This is a genomic window from Micromonospora sp. D93, from assembly GCF_018070365.1.
GTDB lineage: Bacteria > Actinomycetota > Actinomycetes > Mycobacteriales > Micromonosporaceae > Micromonospora > Micromonospora ureilytica.
This window is the reverse complement of sequence record NZ_JAGPXW010000003.1, coordinates 293580-310959: the sequence shown is the minus strand read 5'-3', so window position 1 is coordinate 310959 and position 17380 is coordinate 293580. Positions and strand designations below refer to the sequence as shown.

Here is a 17380-nt window from a genome sequence, read left to right as displayed (position 1 = left end):
GCGCGGCGGTCACCGGCTGACGGTCTGGCCCACCGGAGTGCCCCGCGCGCTGCGCAGCAGGCCGTCCGGGTCGTCGGCGTACAGTCGCAGCTCGTTCATCGCTGTGGAACCGGTCTTCGGAAGGTCGAAGATCAGCGGACGGCGTAGCAGGACGTCGATACTCGTCTGGCTGCCGACCGAGATGGACACCACCCGACGGTCGCCCTCCTGCTCGACCTGCACGGACCTGCTCGACGGCAGCGAGCGGTAGCGCTTGCGCAGCGCCTCGACGTCCGTCCACGGGATCCAGATGTCGATGCCCGAGCTGAGGCGTACCCGCAGCCCTCGATCGCCCACCACGTGGGGATGGATCGTCATGCTGGCGAACAGGCCGATCATCCAGAGCAGACCCCAGATGCCGAGGCCCAGCACGATCCAGCGGGCGGGCCGCCACGGCACCACGTGGGTGACCACGACGTCGAAGATCGGAATCTCCACGACCGACAGGCCGATGAAGATGCCCAGGATCGGCTTGACCACGCCGAGGTAGCCGAACGGCTCGTCGCCGGGCCCCAGCGGCAGTGGGCGGCGGCGCGCCCACGCGTACAGGCTGCGCCACGTCGCGGCCTCGGCCTCGGCCGCCCGCCGCAGCAGCGGGCCCACCCGCGCCCTGGTCGACGTCTTCGTGTCGGTCATGGTCGTCCTTCTCCCTCGGGGGCCGACGGTCGGTGGAGCGTGACGGTTCCGGCGCCTCCGTCCACTGTGACGAGCTGCCCCGTGATGATGGTCCGGGTGGCGTCCGGCACGCAGATGACGGCGGGAATGCCGTACTCACGGGCCACCGTCGGGCCGTGCGCCATGATCGCGCCGGTCTCGGTGACCAGCGCCGCCGCGGTGAGGAACAGCGGGGTCCAGCCGGGGTCCGTGGTCGCGGCCACCAGGACGTCGCCGGGTTCGACGTGGGCGGTGGCCGGGTCGTGGACGACCCGGGCGGGACCGGTCACCCGGCCCGCCGACGCACCAACTCCGGCGAGCGTCCCGTCGCCGGCCGACACCCCCGGCAGGACGGTCTCGACATCCGTGCCGTCGGACAGCAGTGCCACCGGCACCGTCCGACGCCGCAGCTCCCGACTGTGCACCGCCCGTCGGGCGGTGACGGCACCGCGCAGATCAACACCCTGGTGTACGGCGGTGTGCACCTCGTCGAGGGTCAGGAACATGATGTCGTCGGGCTGGTCCAGCAACCCGGAGCCGTGCAGGTCGGCGCCGATGAGCAACAGTTGCCGGCGGGTCTCGCGCAGTGGGTACAGCCCGGCGAACTTGCCGGACTCGCGTAGGCCGGCCAACGACCGCGCCCGGCGCAGCAGGAAACCGGCCATCCTGCCCCGCACCGGCCGCCGACGGCGGGCTCGCGCGATCAGGTCCCGCAGCGCTGTCTCCGCCGCCGACGCGGCTCGCTGGAAGCGCTGGTCGGGGCCCTGCTGCGGATCGGTGACCCGCAGGTAGTTGGCGACCGCGGCGAAGACCGGCGTGGGGTCCTCCGCCCAGCGCGGCACACCGAGGTCGACCTCGGCGACGCCGCGGTGACCGTAGACGTCCAGGAAGGCCGCCATGCCGATCTCCGGCAGCGTGCCGCGCAGGTAGCGTGCGGCCAACTCGGCCGGTGGGGTGTCGAGGAGAAGCTGACTGTGGTCGCCCGCGCCCTGGGCGAGCCGCCACAGGGCCAGGTCCATCTCGATGGTGACGTTGTGCGGCATGCCGCCCAGCACGGCGTGGATCTCGTCCGGGCCGGCGACGCCCTTGAGTAGCGCGGTCGGCAGCGCGGAGGCGAGCATGCCGGCGACGATCGGCCACATGATCGCGTCGGCGCTGTCGTCGGCGTCCCGCGCCTGCACGAAGCGCAGCCGGTCGGCGGCGGTACGCAGGTCGTCGGGGGCGGCTGCGCGTACTCTCATCTGCTCGATCGCCTCGAACATCCGGGTCCGCGCGGCCTCGGGACGGGCCAGCGCCCGCAGGATACCCACCACCGCGCGGCCGGCCGTCCGCAGCGACGCGGCCCCCGGCGCCCCGCCGCGCCGGGCGCCGCCGCTGGTCGGGGCGAACCGGGGATCCGCCAGCACGTGCCGCATCACCGCCTGGGCGCGCGGCCCGAAGTCGACAGCCAGGAGCTTCACCAGTCGCCTGCGGGACGACCTGTCGCGTGCGAGGTCGGTCAGGTCGCCGTAGAGGCGGCCACCGATGTCGACGATCTCGACCCGCACCCCGAGCGCTGCGAGCATCGCGGCGATCTGCTCCCGCAGGGTCGACATGCCCATCGGGGTGACCGGTTGCAGCATGCCCTGGACGTGCCCGAACTCCAGGTAGACGCGGGGGAGGGGCTTGCCGCTGCGCGGTGGGGCGGGGAACAGGCTGGTGATCGGCCGGGACTGCAGGAGCCACAGCACGTCGTCCGCGTCGATCGCCCACTCGACATCCTGCGGGCAGCCGAAGTGGGCCTGCAACCGCTCGCCGGTGGCGCGGAGGCGGGCCAGCTGCGCGGAGGTGAGGCATCCGGCGTCGGCGCGCGCGACGTCGTCGAGGACGTAGTGGTCGACGGCCGCGGCGCCGTCCACCACTGTCGTGCCGAGGCCGGGAGCGGCGTCGACCGCTATCTCGTCGCGGCGCCCGGTCAGCGGGTTCGCGGTGAACAGCACTCCGGCCACCGCGGGTGCGACCATGCGCTGCACGACGACGGCCATTCGCACCGTTTGGTGATCGATGCCGCGGGCCTCGCGGTAGGCGGTCGCGCGGTAGGCGTGCAGCGAATCCCAGCACTTCTCGATGGCGGCGATCAGCTCGACGGTGCCGGTGACGTCGAGGACGGTGCCCTGCTGCCCGGCGAAGCTCGCGTCCGGCAGGTCCTCGGCGGTGGCGCTGGAGCGCACCGCCACCGGGCCGGCGCCGAGCCGCTCGTACGCGGCGACGACCTCGGCCGTGGGGATGACGCCGAGCCGGTGCGCCTCGGTGGTGACGCAGAAACCGTCGGGGACCTGCTCGCCGTACCGGATCAGCTCGCCCAATCCGGCCGCCTTGCCGCCGACCACTGCGGTCATGGCGGCGGTCACCTCGGACAACGCGATCACGTGCATGGCAGCCCACTCTCTTCGCAATACAACTGCATTGCATCCGACCGTATCTCGTTTGCGATGCGACTGCAATGTGTCCGTGCCCAGGTGCGGCCCGGAGTCGGGAGGTTGCCCGGATCTGCCATGCTCGGGCCGGTGACGACCGGCCGCCCGACCACAGCCCGTTCCCACCGCCGCCCCCGAAGCCGTGCCATCCGGGTTCTCCTCGTGCTGATCGCGGTGGCGGCCGTCCTGGGCATCGCGGTGGTCGCGGTGCCGATGCTGCGACCGGCCGGGCCGCGCCCGCTCTTCCAGATGCCGGTGACCTGCGGCGAGACGTGGCAGCTCAGCACCTACCCCGGTCACGACGACTACGACGTCGACTTCTTCCCGGTCGAGGGCGAGACGTGGGGGCGGCCGGTGCTCGCGTCGTACGCCGGCACGGTCACCGTGGCGGGCATCAACGGGTCGCTGGGCGGCCGCACCCCGGAGAACCCGGAGGGCCCACGGGGGCGCGGCGGTGGCTACTGGGTGAAGATCGACCACGGTGGCAAGTGGGAGACGCAGTACCTGCACATGCTCGAACCGCCACTGGTCACTGTCGGTCAGAAGGTCGCCCAGGGGGACCAGATCGGGCGGCTCGGCAGCACCGGCAACTCCGGCGCGCCGCACCTGCACTACGAGCAGCGCCGCGGCTGGGACAAGGTCGAGACCCACTTCGACGGTACGCCGTCCGGCATCACCACCGACGAACGCGAACAGATCCTCCGGCGGGTGAGCAACAACTGCCCGGCCGTCTCCTGAGGACCGCAGTTCGCCCGCCACGATCGGGGAGAAGAACACCTACCCCCGCAGCCGCGACCCCCGGGACATCGAGGGCTGACAGCTTCCAGTCTCAGCGGACCGGCCTCCTCGGCGTAACCGAGGGGGCCGGTCCGCTTCGGTGTGGCCCGGTACCGAGCCAGCTTTATCGGCGTCTGTGAAATATGGGTGTTTTAGGGGGATATAGTCCGGTTCGGTGCTGGAGTGAAAGCTGGGAGTGGGCATGTGGTTTCGAGGCCGGAGTCGTCGGGGCGGCTTCGCGGCGCTGACGGTAGCCGTGACCGTGGGAACCCTCGCGGTCGCGCCACTCCCGGCGTCGGCGGCCGGTTCCGTCCTGTTCGACCAGCCCTTCCACAACAACACCCCGAACGGCATCGGCGCGGTGGCGGTACCAGCCGTGCCCAACGCTCTCGCCACCAACGCCGCCTGCCTGAGCGCGGCGGGCAACACCACAGTCGGCCCACTGCTCAGTTGCACCAGTTCCACCGACCCTGAGGGCGCGGGCAAGCTGCGCCTCACCCCCGCCGCCGCCACCCGCCAGGGTGGGGTGTTCGGCGCGGTGAGCGTGCCCACCTCGCAGGGACTGCACGTCACCTTCAACACCTACCAGTACGGCGGCAACAACCCGGGGGCGGACGGCCTCGCCTTTGTCCTGGCCGCCGTCGACCCGGCCAACCCGAGACCCCCGTCCACCCTCGGCCAGCCGGGCGGCTCGCTGGGCTACTCGGCAGCGTTCAACGGTGGCTCGGTGGGTCTGTCCAACGGATACCTGGGCATCGGGCTCGACGTCTTCGGCAACTTCAGCAACAGCCTCTACCAGGGCACGGGATGCACGAACCCGCCGTACATCTCGACCACGAACATGCGGGTCCCCGGCCAGGTCGTGATCCGTGGACCGGGCCGCAACGGGGTCGGCTACTGCGCGATCAACAGCACCGCCACCACCACATCCTCGCCGGCACTGGCGTTGCGGGCCGCCACCCGGCCCGCCTCGGTGGTGCCGGTCGAGGTGGTCGCCAACACCACCTCGTCGCCGTTCACCACCGACACCGGCATCACCGTTCCGGCCGCGGAGTACCGGGTCAGGTTCACCCCCGTCGGCGGCGCGGCGCGGACCCTGGCCGGCGCCCTCCCGGTCGTGTCGCCGAGCCTGTACCCGTCACCGACCTGGCTGAACGCCAGCGGCTACCCCCGGCAACTCGCATTCGGCTGGGTGGGCTCCACCGGCTCGGTCACCGACTTCCACGAGGTCGACAACGCGCGCACGGTCAGCTTCAACCCGGTACCGGACCTGAACGTGGCGCAGACCAGCGCGGTCGGCGCCACCCCGCAGCCCGGTGACCCGGTCACCTACACGATCACCGCCGGGGTCGACGCCGGCGCCGCCGAGACGTCCCCGATCTCCGTCACCCAGACCGTGCCCACAGGTGTCGTGCCCCGCGCCGCGTACGGCTCCGGCTGGGTATGCGGCGCACCGTCCGGGCAGACCATCACCTGCACCAACAGCAACGGCCCGTTCGCCGGCGGCAGCACCCTGCCGCCCATCACCGTCGTCGCGACAGTCACCGGCACCGGCGTGACGCCGACGCTGATCCAGACCGCGACGGTGGCGACCTCGTCGTCGATCGACGCGAACCCGGGTTACTCCACTGTCGCCACGGCGGTTGCGCCGGCCACCGCACCGAGCGGCGTCACCGTCACCCCGGCGCAGAGCTCGATCTCCGGGGGCGTCGCGGTCACCGTCGGCGGCAGCAACCTCACCGGCGCGACCGCGATCACCATCGGTACGGCCGCCGAACAGCAGGCCGGCACGTCGGTACTGCTGGTCCCGTGCACCTCCGGCCCGGCCGCCGGCTGCTTCACCGTGAACCCCGACGGCACCCTCGGCATCTCCACCATGCCCGCCCGCTCCAGCCCGGCGACGGTCACGGTCAGCGTCGTCACCCGAGGCTCCGCCGGGTCGGCGAACTTCGTCTACGCGTCCGCGCCCGGCACACCGACCACGCCCACCGCGGTCGCGGGTGTCACCAGCGCCACCGTGAGCTGGACCGCGCCGGCGGACAACGGCAGCCCGATCACCAGCTACCTGATCACCCCGATCCGGGACGGCGTCACCCAACCGACAGTCACGTTCGACGCCTCCACCACCAGCCGAACCCTGACCGGGCTGACCGCCGGCGCGTCGTACACCTTCCGGGTGGCGGCGGTGAACGCCTACGGGACCGGCGCGGCCAGCCCACCCTCGGCGGCGGTGGTTCCGTACACCCTGCCGGGAGCGCCGACGAACACCTCGGCCACGGCGGGGACCAACGCCGCCACTGTGAGCTGGACGGCCCCGGCCAACGGGGGCTCGCCGATCACCGGTTACACAGTGACGCCCTACCTCGGCGGCGTGGCGCAGACCCCGCAGAACTTCACCGGGACCGCCATCACCCAGATCGTCGCCGGGCTGACCGCCGGTGCCACGTACACCTTCCGGGTGGCCGCGACGAACGCCGGCGGGACCGGCCCACAGTCGGCCTCCTCCGCGTCGGTGACCGTCAACGCGCCGCCGACGCTGGACTTCCCACCGCCGCCACCCGGCCGGGCATACGACCCGTACCAGTACCAGCTGACGGTGACCGGTGGCACGGGTCCGTTCGCCTGGACGGTCAGCGCCGGGAGTCTGCCCGCCGGGTTGACCCTCGACCCGGTCACCGGCCTGCTCGCCGGCACGCCCACCGCGTCCGGGACGTTCCCGTTCACCGTTCGGGTGACCGACTCGTTCAACCAGTCCGCGACCCGACCTGTCGACCTGGTCATCACACCGCTCGGTGGGCTCTCCATCAGCGTCCCGGCGATCTCCGCGCTCGGCACCGTCACCTCGGACGCGACAGGCGTCTCCGGCCAACTCGGGCCGGTGACCGTGACCGACGACCGTGGGCCGTTCTCCGGAAACTGGGTCAGCGTCGTCGCCAGCACGAACTTCACAACGGGTTCCGGCTCGGGCGGCGAGATCATCCCCAACAGCAACATCACGTACGCCTCCGGGGCCGCCCTGGCCAGCACCGGGGTCGGATCCTTCGTCCCGCAGTCGGGGGCGGCGCTGAACACCCCGCGTACGGCCGCCGGGTGGTCCGGCCAGACGGGAGGCCCGAACTCGGCCACCTGGAACCCCACCCTGTTGGTGACCCTCCCGTCGGGGTTGGTGGTCGGCGACTACGTGGCGGTCGTGACGCACTCCGTCATCTAAACCCCCCGCCAGACGTCGCTGCCCGGCCGTTCCGGGGGGGAACGGCCGGGCAGGTTGCTTGGCCGGGACGGTGGTCAGGCCAGCTGGGTCCGCTGCCGGCGGACGAGGTACCAGCCGCCAAGGGTGACCAGCAGCAGCAGCAGCAGGGCGATGCCGCCGACCGTGTAGACCAGCCAACTCGGCCCGGCGGACGTCGCGACCGTCATCGGCGCCGCGACGGGCAGGACGATCTTCCCGCTCGCGGTGCGCTCCACGGTGCCGCTGGCGAGCTTCGCGTGCACGTCCCAGGTCCCGGCGGGCAGGGCCTGGTTGACCTCGATCCGCACCTGACCGCTCTGGCCGGGCAGGATCGTCACGCCGTTTGTCACCTTGAACGGCCCGGCCTGGACCGCCGCCTTGCTCAGCGACAGGGTGCCGGTCATGTCCAGCGCGCGTTCACCGGTATTGGTGACCTTCGCGGTGACCACCGGGAACTCGCCGGCGCCGGGCTCCGCGGCCAACCCCTCGACACGGAAGTCCGTCGGCGGCTCACCGCCCGGACCGATGTCGAGGTAGACCCGGATACCCACCCGGTGGATCTGGGTGACGTTGCCGGTGCGTTCCTTGGCGCTGGTGACCTGCGCCCAGATCGCGCTGTACCGCTCGCCCTTCGATGCCTTCTTCGACACGGCGATCTCGACCTCGACCGGTCTCCGCTCACCCGGGTCCAGCTCCATCACGGCGGTCCTCAGCCGGATCCACCCGCTGAGTTCGTTGCCCGCGCGGCCCTCGGGCACTGTGAAGGCGTTGTTCTCGACCGACGCGGCGCCGGAATAGAACTCGATCTTCTGGGTCTCGGCGGAGGTATTCCGCACCTCGACCCTGCGGTTGATCGTCGTCCCGGGCTTCAGGTGATCCACGATGTAGACCTGGGCGCGGGGGTCCTGCACCCGGCTGGCCGGGATGTCCAGCATGCGGATGCTGATCGCGGCCTCCTCGGCCGGCTCCTGTCGCTGCTCCCGCACGGCAACGGCTGGTGCCGCCGAAACCCCGAGCGCCACGAGGGCGACCGAGGCCAGCAGCACCAGCCGGCCGAGCGGCTCAGAACACCGAATGTGTCACCGTCCCCGTGTAGACACCCTGGACGGTGCCGACGGGCACGTTCACCACCAGAGTGGGGTTCCAGCTGGCGAAGTTGTTGCCGGTGCCGCCGGTGTGGCTCATCGCCGTCTGGGGAACGTTGATGATCACCTGTTGGGCGGAGGTCGGCTGGCCCGGTGTGAAGGTGCCGCCGCCGGCGGTCGCCGTCGCGGGACCGGACCAGTACAGGACGTTGATGTTCGGGATCGTCTCCCCGGAGGAGCCGCCGCCGGTGGAGAAGTCGGTGGAGACGACGTTGGCGGTCCAGTTGGGGGTGAGCGATCCGCGCTGGTCCAGCACGGTGACCGGGCCGAGCAGACCGGAGACGGTTGTGCCCTCCACGCCGCTGCCGATGTTCGCCGTCGCCGGCACCGTGATCGACAGACCACCGGCGGCGTCGACGGTGAGGGTCACGATCGTGTTGCCCGTCGTGTCCGCGGCGGCCGGTCCGGCGAGCGCGACGACGGCGGCAACACCGGCCAAACCGGCCAGAATCCTTCTACGCATCGAGTCTCCTTGTCCTAAAAAACCCTGGGAAGCGCTTCAAAGACTAACTACGCAAAACGCCCATAAGTGGGCGAATGGCCCGAGTTTCATTCCGCTGGGCGGTCGATCCGTGGCCCTGGTGGAGGGCGCACGGCAAGGGCCCGGCGCCGTTCTGGCCGCCGAGCCCCGCGAGCAGCTTCAGGCCGGGACCACGTAGGGGAACGTGGCGGAACGGGCGGCCTTCGTGGCCTCCGACGTGAGTCCGGACGTGGTGCCGGTGTTGAGGACCAGGGAGAACATCACCTCGGGTACGTTGTCGGCCAGGGTGCGTCCGTTGCGGACCGCGAAGCCGAAGTTCGCGGCCGTGCCGACCTTGTACGACAGCAGGTCGGGGTAGAGCTGCCGGGCGACGCTCCAGCCGTACGCCTGTGGGTCCGGTGCGGTGCCGTTCGCCTTGACGACCCCGGCGACAGCGTTCGCGATCTCCTCGCCGCCTTCGGTGAGGTCGATGCCGGGGTGCCGGAAGTTGGCCGGGTCGGAGAAGTCGGTGTCGTGGGGCCAGAAGATCGGCCACATCATGGGGTGGCCGGCGCGGTTGATCTGCCGCCATCCGCCGGCGTCGGTGGCCAGCATGGTGCGACACCACACGCCGATCTCGGTGCCGTCGCGCAGCAGTGGCTCGTCATGGGAGACCTCAAGGACTATCGACTCGACAGTGGTGCCGGCGAAGCTGTTCTTGGCCTGGTCCACCCGCCAGGCGGAGCGGTCCACCCGGGAGCCGTTCTTGACCGCGCCGTTGATGGTGGCGAGTTCGTCGAGGTCGATGAAGAAGGGATCGGTGATCCGCCCGGCCCAGATCCGGACGTTGCCGCCGGTCGTCACCTCGCCGGTGTGCCCCTCGGCTACGGGGGTGCCCATCGCGGCGTCGTCGCGCGCGTCCGCTCCGGTGAGCTCGTACAACTGGAGGGTCTGCCGGGCGTCGCCGTCGGGCTCGCCGAAGGCGAACCGGTAGGTCAGGTCCTCGACCTCGGTGCCATTGATGTGAATCTTGATCTCGTAGCGCGCCTCGGCGTGGAAGCCGCGCTTGATGTCGGCCTTGGTCACCGAGCTGTTGACGTCCATGACGAACACGGTGGCGCGGTCACCGTTGAAGACGAAGAGGTCGTCGATGAACAGCTGACCGCCCTGGGCGGCCAGGGGCGTGTCGAGGTGGTGCGACATGAGCTCACTCCCGGAACTGCCGGATTATGGACTAATCCGACCATAGTGGGCGTAAGCCTGCCCTCCCCGCTCATCGAGCCAATCCCGCCCTTGAGGTGAGCGGCGGAGCGCACGGCGGTGGGCCGCCCGAGCAGTTCTCGGACGGCCCACGCGCTGGTGACCGGGGTGGTCAGACGCGAGACCACTTCTGGTTGGCGGCGCCGAGGCAGTCCCACAGGTGCAGCTTGCCGCCGTTGTTGGGGTTGGCCTCCCGTACGTCCACGCACTTGTTGGCGTTGAGGTTGACCAGATCGCCGGCGGCGTTGAGGGTGAAGCGTTGCGCCGTGTTGCCGTTGCAGCTGACCAGGTTGACCTCGGTGCCGTTGGCGGTGCCGGCCCAGGCCGGGTCCATGCACTTGCCCATCGCGCGGATGGTCCCGTCGGAGGCGAAGGTCCAGCTCTGGGCCGCAGTGGTGTTGCAGTCCCAGATCTGGAGTTTGGCGCCCTCCACCGGGTTGGCGCTGGGGATGTCGATGCAGCGACCGCTCTGCGCACCCCGGATGCGGTTGGTGCCGGGAGCCGGGTCGCCCCCGCCCCCCGAGGTGTAGCTGGACACCCGGACGTAGTCGACGAGCATCTGCTGCGGGAACTGGGTCGAGCCGTCCGGGTAGCCGGGCCAGTTACCACCGACCGCCACGTTGAGGATCATGAAGAAGGGGTGGTCGAACACCCAGCGGCTGCCGCCGAGCCGGGCGGGATCGACCCGGTGGTACTGCACCCCGTCGACGTACCAGGTGATCACGTTCGGCTCCCAGTCCACCCGGTAGGTGTGGAAGGTGTCGGCGAGCGGCGCGCCGAGGGTGCGGCTGCCCGTGATGCCGCCCCCGCCGGAGTAGCCGGGCCCGTGCACGGTGCCGTAGACGGTGTTCGGCTCGCGGCCGATGTTCTCCATGACGTCGATCTCGCCGGCGTCGGGCCACCCGCCGCCGGTGCCGAGCATCCAGAAGGCCGGCCAGATGCCCTGACCGCGCGGGATCTTGATCCGGGCCTCGAATCGCCCGTACGTCTGGGTGAAGGTGGCCGCCGTCAGCAACCGCGCCGACGTGTACTCACAGCGCCCGTAGTGGCACTGGTAGTTGGCGGGGTTGTCCCGGCGGGCGGTGATGACGAGGTTGCCCTGCCCGTCGTGGACGGCGTTGCTGGTGCTGTTCGTGTAGTACTGCCGCTCGTTGTTGCCCCAACCGCCACCGCCGATGTCGAACCGCCACTTGTTCTGGTCGACGGGCGTGCCGGCGGGGGAGTTGAACTCGTCCTGCCAGCTGATGGGGCCGATGGCGGCCTCGGCCCGGTCGGGGTGCGCCGGGAGGACGAGCGCCGTCGTGGTCGCGACGAGGGCGACCGCCAGGAGTGCGAGGGGGCGGAAGCGGAGGCTGGGCCGGGCTGTGAACACGGGAGGCTCCTCAGCGTGGGGGTGGGGTGATGAAGGCGGTTTACCAGGATAGAGAGCGCTCTCTAAAGCGAAGCATGTCGATATCGGCTCTTTCTGTCAAGAGTGTTTCCAATATCACGACCGTCCGTTACCGCCCGATGCTGACCAGTGAGCGGCAGAGCGCCGACCCGGGCAGTCATCGTGGGGTCGATCGATGCCTCCCAGGTGGACGGCACCGACCCATCGAAGGAGTTCGGCGCGGCCGAGGGTTACTCGATAGCCGTTGAATTGACCCTTCCTATTGCCGTGGGGCGTCCACGCGGGACAGGATGACGAGGCGTGCCGGAAACTTTCCCGTAACCTGCGCGCTGCTGGTCTCTGTCACAAGGAAGTGGGAGTCAGTCATGAGCGAGGCGTCGACGGCGCTGGGTGTGCGCCTCTACCCGGATCTGGTCGAGCGGGGTGGCCTGGCCCCCGCGCTCATCGAAACCGCTGCCCACCACGGGCTCGACGTCGGCCGGGTGACCGCGCCGGAGCAGGGGCGGGCCCGGTTCACCTGCGCCGAGCTGCACTCCGACGAGGGCGTGGTCTGCGTGGGCCTGGGCTCACAGGCCCGATACTTCATGATCGACATTCGTGTCTCGGGAGAGGTTCTCGCGCGCGGTGACGTCATGGACCTGGCGCAGGTCGCCCAGGTGGCCGCGGCCTGGCGGGCCGGCCTGACAGTCGCCGAGCTGACCGCCCGGTTCCCGTTCATGGAGGAGATCAAGCACCGCTCGGCGCCTGTGGCCCAGGTCAGCTAGCCGGCGCGGTCGGGCAGGTCATCAGCAGCGCAACCGAGGCGGCAGCGCTGACTCGGCGCCGACGCCCCGGTTGAGGTAGGTCGACTGGGCGAAGGCGACGAAGCGTTCCGCGTCGGTCGCCGTGGAGGCCAGTCCGAACGAGACACGGACCGCGCCACCCGTCGGCAGGCGTAGCGCCGCCAGATACTTGTCGATCGTGTCGACCGACGCCAACAGTCGCTGCCGGGTCGACCTCCGGCTGATCCCGAACGCGCCCTCGCCCGCGCCCGGGTTGCAGAAACAGCCGGTACGCAGGGAGAAACCGGCCGCCGCCGCCTCCCGCGCGACGAGCCGCTCGTCGACAAGCGTGCCGTCCGGGTGGCGGAGGTTGAACGTCACAGTGCCACCACGCCCCGCGCCCGTTGTCGGCCCGTACACCTGGACCAGCGGGCCGCCGGTGTCGTGGCGCAGGGTGACCAGCCGCTCCAGCAGCCATTCGGTGAGCAGGCCAACCCGGGAGTGGACGAGGTCCACGCCGATCGAGTCGAGCCAGCGCAACCCGACCTCCACGTCCGGAATGCTCAGGAAGTTGAGCGTGCCGTCCTCGAACGCCGACTCGTCGTCCATCGGCCGGTGCCAGTCGCCCTGCACGCTGACCGCGCGGATCGTGCCGCCGGCGAACCACGGACGGCGCAACCGGGCCAGCGCCGTACGGCGGGCCAGCAACGCGCCGACCCCGGTGGGGTAACCGAAGAGCTTGTACCAGCTCAGGCACACGAAATCCGGCCGGACGACGCTGAGGTCCAGCCGGTTCGTCGGCGCGAAGGCGGCCGCGTCGAGCAACACGTCGTAGCCCTGCCGGTGGGCCAGCTCCACCCAGCCGAGCGGGTGCTGCACCCCGGAGAAGTTGCTCTGCGCCGGATAGGCGAACAACCCGCGACGACCGGGCCGACCCCACCGACGGGCCAGGCTGCCCCGGCCGGCGCCGAGCGCCGCGACCAGGTCCGACTCGGTCACCCGCAGCTCCGGCCCACTCAGCGGCACGTAGCGTACGGACGCGCGGGCCGACCGGGCGTACTCGCGGATGCCATTTACCGAGTTGTGGTTGTCCCAGGTCAGCACCAGCGGCGCGGCCCGGCCGAAGTCGTACGCCTCACCGACCAGCCGGCAGGCGCCGCTGGCGTTCGGGGTGAAGACGACCGCGTACTCGGCCGGGTCGGCGCGGAAGAAGTCGAGCACCGCGCGTCGCGCCGACTCCACAAGCGAACTCGCCGCCGCACTCGTGGGGTTCTCCGAGTGGGGGTTGCTGAACAGCCCGGCGAGCAGCCGATCGTGATGGGCGCGCACCTGGGCCTGGGCCGCCACCCCGGACCCGGCGTAGTCGAGGTACACCTGACCGCCGGCGTCCAGGTGCCGGTACTCGGTGGCGCGCAGCTCGTCGATCCGGCCGGTGGCGGCGTACCCCGCCAGCGATGCGGGGGAGGCGTGCGGGATCGAGTCAGGACGCACGACGGAACTCTCGTCGGACCAGGACCGCCCAGGCCGCGCCCAGGAAGAGCAGCACGAAACCGCCGAGCACCAGCCAGTCGACCCACACCGGCCGGGAGAAGCTGTCGCCGTACGTGGCCAGCAGCGGCGGGCCGAGCGGGGAGCCGCCGTCGCGCCAGAGCCGCTCCACCCCGGCGGTGTGCCCCAAGCCCTCGAACGCCCACCGGTTCGACATCGCGTAGCTGATCCACTGACCGCCGACCGCCATGGCCGGCACCGGCAGGATCGCGCCAACGAACAGCACCTGGGGGAAGCACAGCATTGGCAGTATGAGCGTCGCCTGGGCCGCGTCGGACACGGCCGCCGAGCACAGCAGACCGAGGGCGAGCGCCGCCGCCGAGGAGAGCAGCAGGGTCACGTACAGCCCCGCGAACTCGGCGCCGCCGGTCGGCGGCAGCCGGTCCATGCCGCGCAGCACCCCGAGCAGTGCCAGGTCCACCAGGGCCAGCAGCGGCAGCAGCACCGCCACCTTGGCCATCAGGTACGGGGCCAGCCGGACACCGGCCAGCCGCTCCCGGCGCAGGATCGGTAGCTCGGTGCAGATCTGGAGGAGCCCGTAGGTCAGCCCGAAGAAGAAGCCGCCGAACGCGATCCAGAACAGGATCATCACGGTCACCGTCGGGCTGGGGCTGCTCGGCTCGAACGCCCCCGGACGGAACAGCAACGCGAACATGCCGAGCACCATCACCGGCGAGCCGAGCAGGATCGCCAGGGTCAGCCGGTTGCGGACGACGATCTCCGCGTTGCGCGCCGTGAGGACCGCCCACTGGCGCAGCCGGCCGACAGACCGAGGCGGCGTCGCGGCGATGTCACAGTCGTCGGTGGGCTGCTGCTCGGTGTCGCCGTGCTCGGTGTCGCGTTGCTCGGCGAATCGATCGGGCCACTCGGCGGGCCGCGTCGCCTCGTCGAGCCGGAGGTGCACCTCGACGAGGGACCGCAGGCCGAAGAACTCCCGGGCGGCGGCCGGGGTGCCGGTGAACGCCAGGCGGCCCTGACGGGTCAGCACGACGACCCGGTCGCAATGGTCCACGTCGGTGACCTGGTGGGTGGTCAGCACGACTGTCGCTCCCGTGTCGGCGAGCGCGCGGAGCACCCGGAGCAGCTCCAGGGCGATCGCCGGGTCCAACCCGGAGGTGGGCTCGTCCAGGAAGAACACGCCGGGCCGGGTGAGCAGCTCGACGGCGATGCTGGCGCGCTTGCGTTCACCGCCGCTGAGCAGGCCGACCGGCGTGGCGGCCCGGTCGGTGAGTCGCAGCTCGGCGAGCACCTCGGCGACCCGGTCACTGATCTCGGCCGGCCCGGTGCTGGAGGGCAGGCGCAGTCGGGCGGCGTACCGCAGAGTGCGGGCCAGGGGCAGCTCGCGGTGGATGATGTCGTCCTGCGGAACGACACCGATGCCGCCGGCCGCGGCCGTGCCGTCGTACGTCACGGTGCCCGCCGCCGGTCGCCGCACCCCGGCGAGGATCTCCAGCAGGGTGGTCTTACCGGCGCCGCTGGCACCGACGATCGCGACCAGCTCGCCCGGCGCGATGCTCAGGGAGATGTCGGTCAGGATCTGGCGACCGCTCCGGACGCTCTGGCCCAGCCCCTGAGCGGCGATGCCGACACCGGCGCGCGGGGGAGACGTGGTCTGCTCGGTCGTCATGTCGAGTGCTCGATCCGGTCGGTGCGGGGTCCGCCTGAATATCGTGCCTCGCCGATGTTACTGAGTGGCCGGAGTCTCGGCAGGGCCGGAGCGTCGGCAGGGCCGGAGCCTCGGCTAGCCCGCCGGGGCCTCGGCGAAGGACTGCCGCAGGGCGTCGGCGACCAGGGTGGGCGCCGTCATGGTCACGAAGTGCGACTGGCCTGGCCAGACGACGTGGCGAGCCGCCGGGATCGTCGTCGCGAGGGCGTTCATCGTGGTGGGCATCGGCTCCCAGGTGTCCGCGCCGGCCAGCAGGAGAGTCGGCACGGTCGTGCCGGGTAGGCATGAACGGCCCAGTCGGGGGAAGACCGGCCGTTCCACAGCCGAACGGGAGAGTCGGGATGAGAGCCGTCGTCTACGCGGACGTCCGGACGGTCGAGGTGCGGGAGGTGCCCGACGCGACGCTGGAGGCGGAGACCGACGCGCTCGTGCGGATCACCTCCACCGCCCTGTGCGGCACCGACCTGCACATGTACGACGGACGGACCAGCGCCGAGCCCGGCCTGGTGCTCGGTCACGAACCGTTGGGTGTGGTGCAGGAGGTGGGCGCCGCGGTGCAGACCGTCCGGCCGGGCACGCGGGTGGTGATCCCCACGCACCTGTTCTGCGGCACGTGTGTGATGTGCGCTCGCGGGCTCTCGGCGGCCTGTCTGCGGGCCCGGGCCGAGGGGCCGGGCGCGGCGTACGGGTACGCGGGGATGGGTCCGTACCGGGGTGCGCAGGCCGACCTGCTGCGCGTGCCGTGGGCCGACGCCAACTGTGTACCCCTGCCCGGTGAACCGGGGGATGCCTCCGAGGACGATTTCGTGCTGCTCGCCGATGCGTTCGTCACCGGGTGGCACGCCGCCGCCACCCTCGCCGAGGTCGGGCCCGGTGACACCGTGGCGGTGTTCGGCGCCGGCGCCGTCGGGCTACTCGGCGCCTACTCGGCGCTGCTGCGAGGGGCCCGGGTCGTGTACTCCGTCGACGGCGTCGACGCCCGACTCGACAAGGCCGGCGAGATGGGCGCGGTGCCGATCGACTTCCGCCGGGGCGACCCGGTCGAGCAGATCCGCGCCGACCGGGCCCGGGCCGGGTTGCCGCTGGGCGAGGAGAAACTGGGCGGGGTCGACAAGGTCATCGACGCGGTCGGGTTCCAGGCCCGCGACCGGGAGCACCCCGACCGGGAGCGCCCGAACCAGGTCATCGCCGACGCGGCCCGGCTGGTCAACGCCGCCGGCGCGATCGCGGTCGCGGGTGTCTACCCGGACCGGGACCCCCACCCCGGCCCCGGCGCGGACCGCCACGAGGACCTGGTCGCGCCCTGGGGAGCGTTGTTCAGCAAGGGGGTCGCCGTCCGGTTCGGCCGCACTCACGACCGCCGCTACACGGTCCTGCTGCGGGACCTGGTCGTCGCGGGCCGAGCGCGGCCCAGCATGATCGTCACCCACCACGGCACCCTTGCCGACGCCCCGGAGCTGTACCGCCACTTCGACAGGCGGGAGCACGGCGTGATCAAGGCGGTGCTGCGCCCGAGCTGACCGGTGCGGCCCCGGGTGCGGCGCGCCGTTCCGAACTGCGCTTAACGGACGTTAGGGCACTGACCTGTCGTCCGGTGACCGTCATTCCGAAATGACGATTGCCGATGCGTCCGGGCGGCAGAGGCGTGGGTCACATCAGGTGCCCGAGGCCCGCCGTGTGCCTCGCGGGCGCCGCTGCGGCCGGTGCCCGATCACCATCGTTCGATGCCGTGACGTGTGCGCTGTGTTACCGGAAGCACCTACCCGGCGTGTCTTGCCTGGTGGGAAAGCTGCGGGAATGGCCGGGGTCGATTGGCACGTTGTCGCAGGTGGGCATAGGTGCTGCGGTCGGACCGGGAGGCCGGGAGGGGCTGCGGTGGCCACCGTGACGGGCGAACACTGTGCGACATCTATATTGCCGGATTGTTACCTTTTCAACAGTCCCTCGCCTTGCGGATGGCCCTGCGGCCGCAATACGTTGCCGTCAACAACAAAA

Annotated in this window: 13 protein-coding genes; 4 read left to right on the top strand and 9 right to left on the bottom strand. The window is 71.2% G+C overall.

Features of this window, described 5'->3' with window-relative positions; genetic code table 11:
* Positions 1–9: 9 nt before the first annotated feature.
* Positions 10–675: a hypothetical protein gene (locus tag KBX71_RS05820; protein ID WP_210816934.1), complete on the bottom strand. Its 666-nt coding sequence runs from the start codon at positions 673–675 to the stop codon at positions 10–12.
* A complete protein-coding gene (locus KBX71_RS05815; protein WP_210816933.1) occupies positions 672–3107 on the bottom strand; it encodes a PEP/pyruvate-binding domain-containing protein in 2436 nt (811 codons plus the stop codon). Before KBX71_RS05815 ends, KBX71_RS05820 begins: the two co-directional genes overlap by 4 nt.
* Positions 3108–3227: 120 nt before the next feature.
* On the opposite strand from KBX71_RS05815, the gene KBX71_RS05810 reads away from it, so the two are divergent.
* Both KBX71_RS05810 and KBX71_RS05805 read left to right on the top strand, forming a co-directional pair.
* The gene (locus tag KBX71_RS05810; protein ID WP_210816932.1) at positions 3228–3887 is read left to right on the top strand and encodes a M23 family metallopeptidase; all 660 of its coding nucleotides are present in this window, start codon (positions 3228–3230) and stop codon (positions 3885–3887) included.
* 241 nt (positions 3888–4128) lie between these two features.
* Complete coding sequence (locus tag KBX71_RS05805; protein WP_210816924.1) at positions 4129–7137, top strand: fibronectin type III domain-containing protein; 3009 nt, start codon at positions 4129–4131, stop codon at positions 7135–7137.
* Between the two features lie 74 nt (positions 7138–7211).
* Here KBX71_RS05805 and KBX71_RS05800 read toward each other — a convergent pair whose 3' ends face one another.
* The 4 genes from KBX71_RS05800 to KBX71_RS05785 all read right to left on the bottom strand — a co-directional run bounded on the left by KBX71_RS05800 (position 7212) and on the right by KBX71_RS05785 (position 11392).
* Complete coding sequence (locus KBX71_RS05800) at positions 7212–8201, bottom strand: hypothetical protein (RefSeq protein ID WP_210816921.1); 990 nt, start codon at positions 8199–8201, stop codon at positions 7212–7214.
* A gap of 16 nt (positions 8202–8217) precedes the next feature.
* Positions 8218–8763, bottom strand: coding sequence for a hypothetical protein (locus KBX71_RS05795; RefSeq protein WP_210816920.1), 546 nt, complete (start codon positions 8761–8763; stop codon positions 8218–8220).
* A 177-nt stretch (positions 8764–8940) separates the two neighbouring features.
* Positions 8941–9963 (bottom strand): DUF4331 family protein, encoded by a 1023-nt coding sequence (locus KBX71_RS05790; RefSeq protein ID WP_210816918.1) that lies wholly within the window; start codon positions 9961–9963, stop codon positions 8941–8943.
* Between the two features lie 169 nt (positions 9964–10132).
* The gene (locus KBX71_RS05785; protein WP_210816916.1) at positions 10133–11392 is read right to left on the bottom strand and encodes a glycoside hydrolase family 16 protein; all 1260 of its coding nucleotides are present in this window, start codon (positions 11390–11392) and stop codon (positions 10133–10135) included.
* 383 nt (positions 11393–11775) lie between these two features.
* Here KBX71_RS05785 and KBX71_RS05780 point away from each other — a divergent pair, with 383 nt between their 5' ends.
* A complete protein-coding gene (locus tag KBX71_RS05780) occupies positions 11776–12174 on the top strand; it encodes a hypothetical protein (RefSeq protein WP_196927567.1) in 399 nt (132 codons plus the stop codon).
* Between the two features lie 21 nt (positions 12175–12195).
* Here the strand turns inward: KBX71_RS05780 and KBX71_RS05775 are convergent, their stop codons facing one another.
* The 3 genes from KBX71_RS05775 to KBX71_RS05765 form a co-directional block, all read right to left on the bottom strand.
* A complete protein-coding gene (locus KBX71_RS05775) occupies positions 12196–13662 on the bottom strand; it encodes an aminotransferase class V-fold PLP-dependent enzyme (RefSeq protein WP_210816914.1) in 1467 nt (488 codons plus the stop codon).
* A complete protein-coding gene (locus KBX71_RS05770) occupies positions 13652–15346 on the bottom strand; it encodes an ATP-binding cassette domain-containing protein (protein WP_210816909.1) in 1695 nt (564 codons plus the stop codon). The genes KBX71_RS05775 and KBX71_RS05770 overlap by 11 nt, the downstream gene beginning before the upstream one ends.
* Positions 15347–15460: 114 nt before the next feature.
* Positions 15461–15652, bottom strand: a complete 192-nt coding sequence (locus KBX71_RS05765) for an alpha/beta fold hydrolase (protein ID WP_210816905.1) — start codon at positions 15650–15652, stop codon at positions 15461–15463.
* Between the two features lie 74 nt (positions 15653–15726).
* Between KBX71_RS05765 and KBX71_RS05760 the strand changes: the two genes are divergently transcribed.
* Positions 15727–16905: an alcohol dehydrogenase catalytic domain-containing protein gene (locus KBX71_RS05760; RefSeq protein WP_210816903.1), complete on the top strand. Its 1179-nt coding sequence runs from the start codon at positions 15727–15729 to the stop codon at positions 16903–16905.
* The last annotated feature ends 475 nt before the right edge of the window (positions 16906–17380 follow it).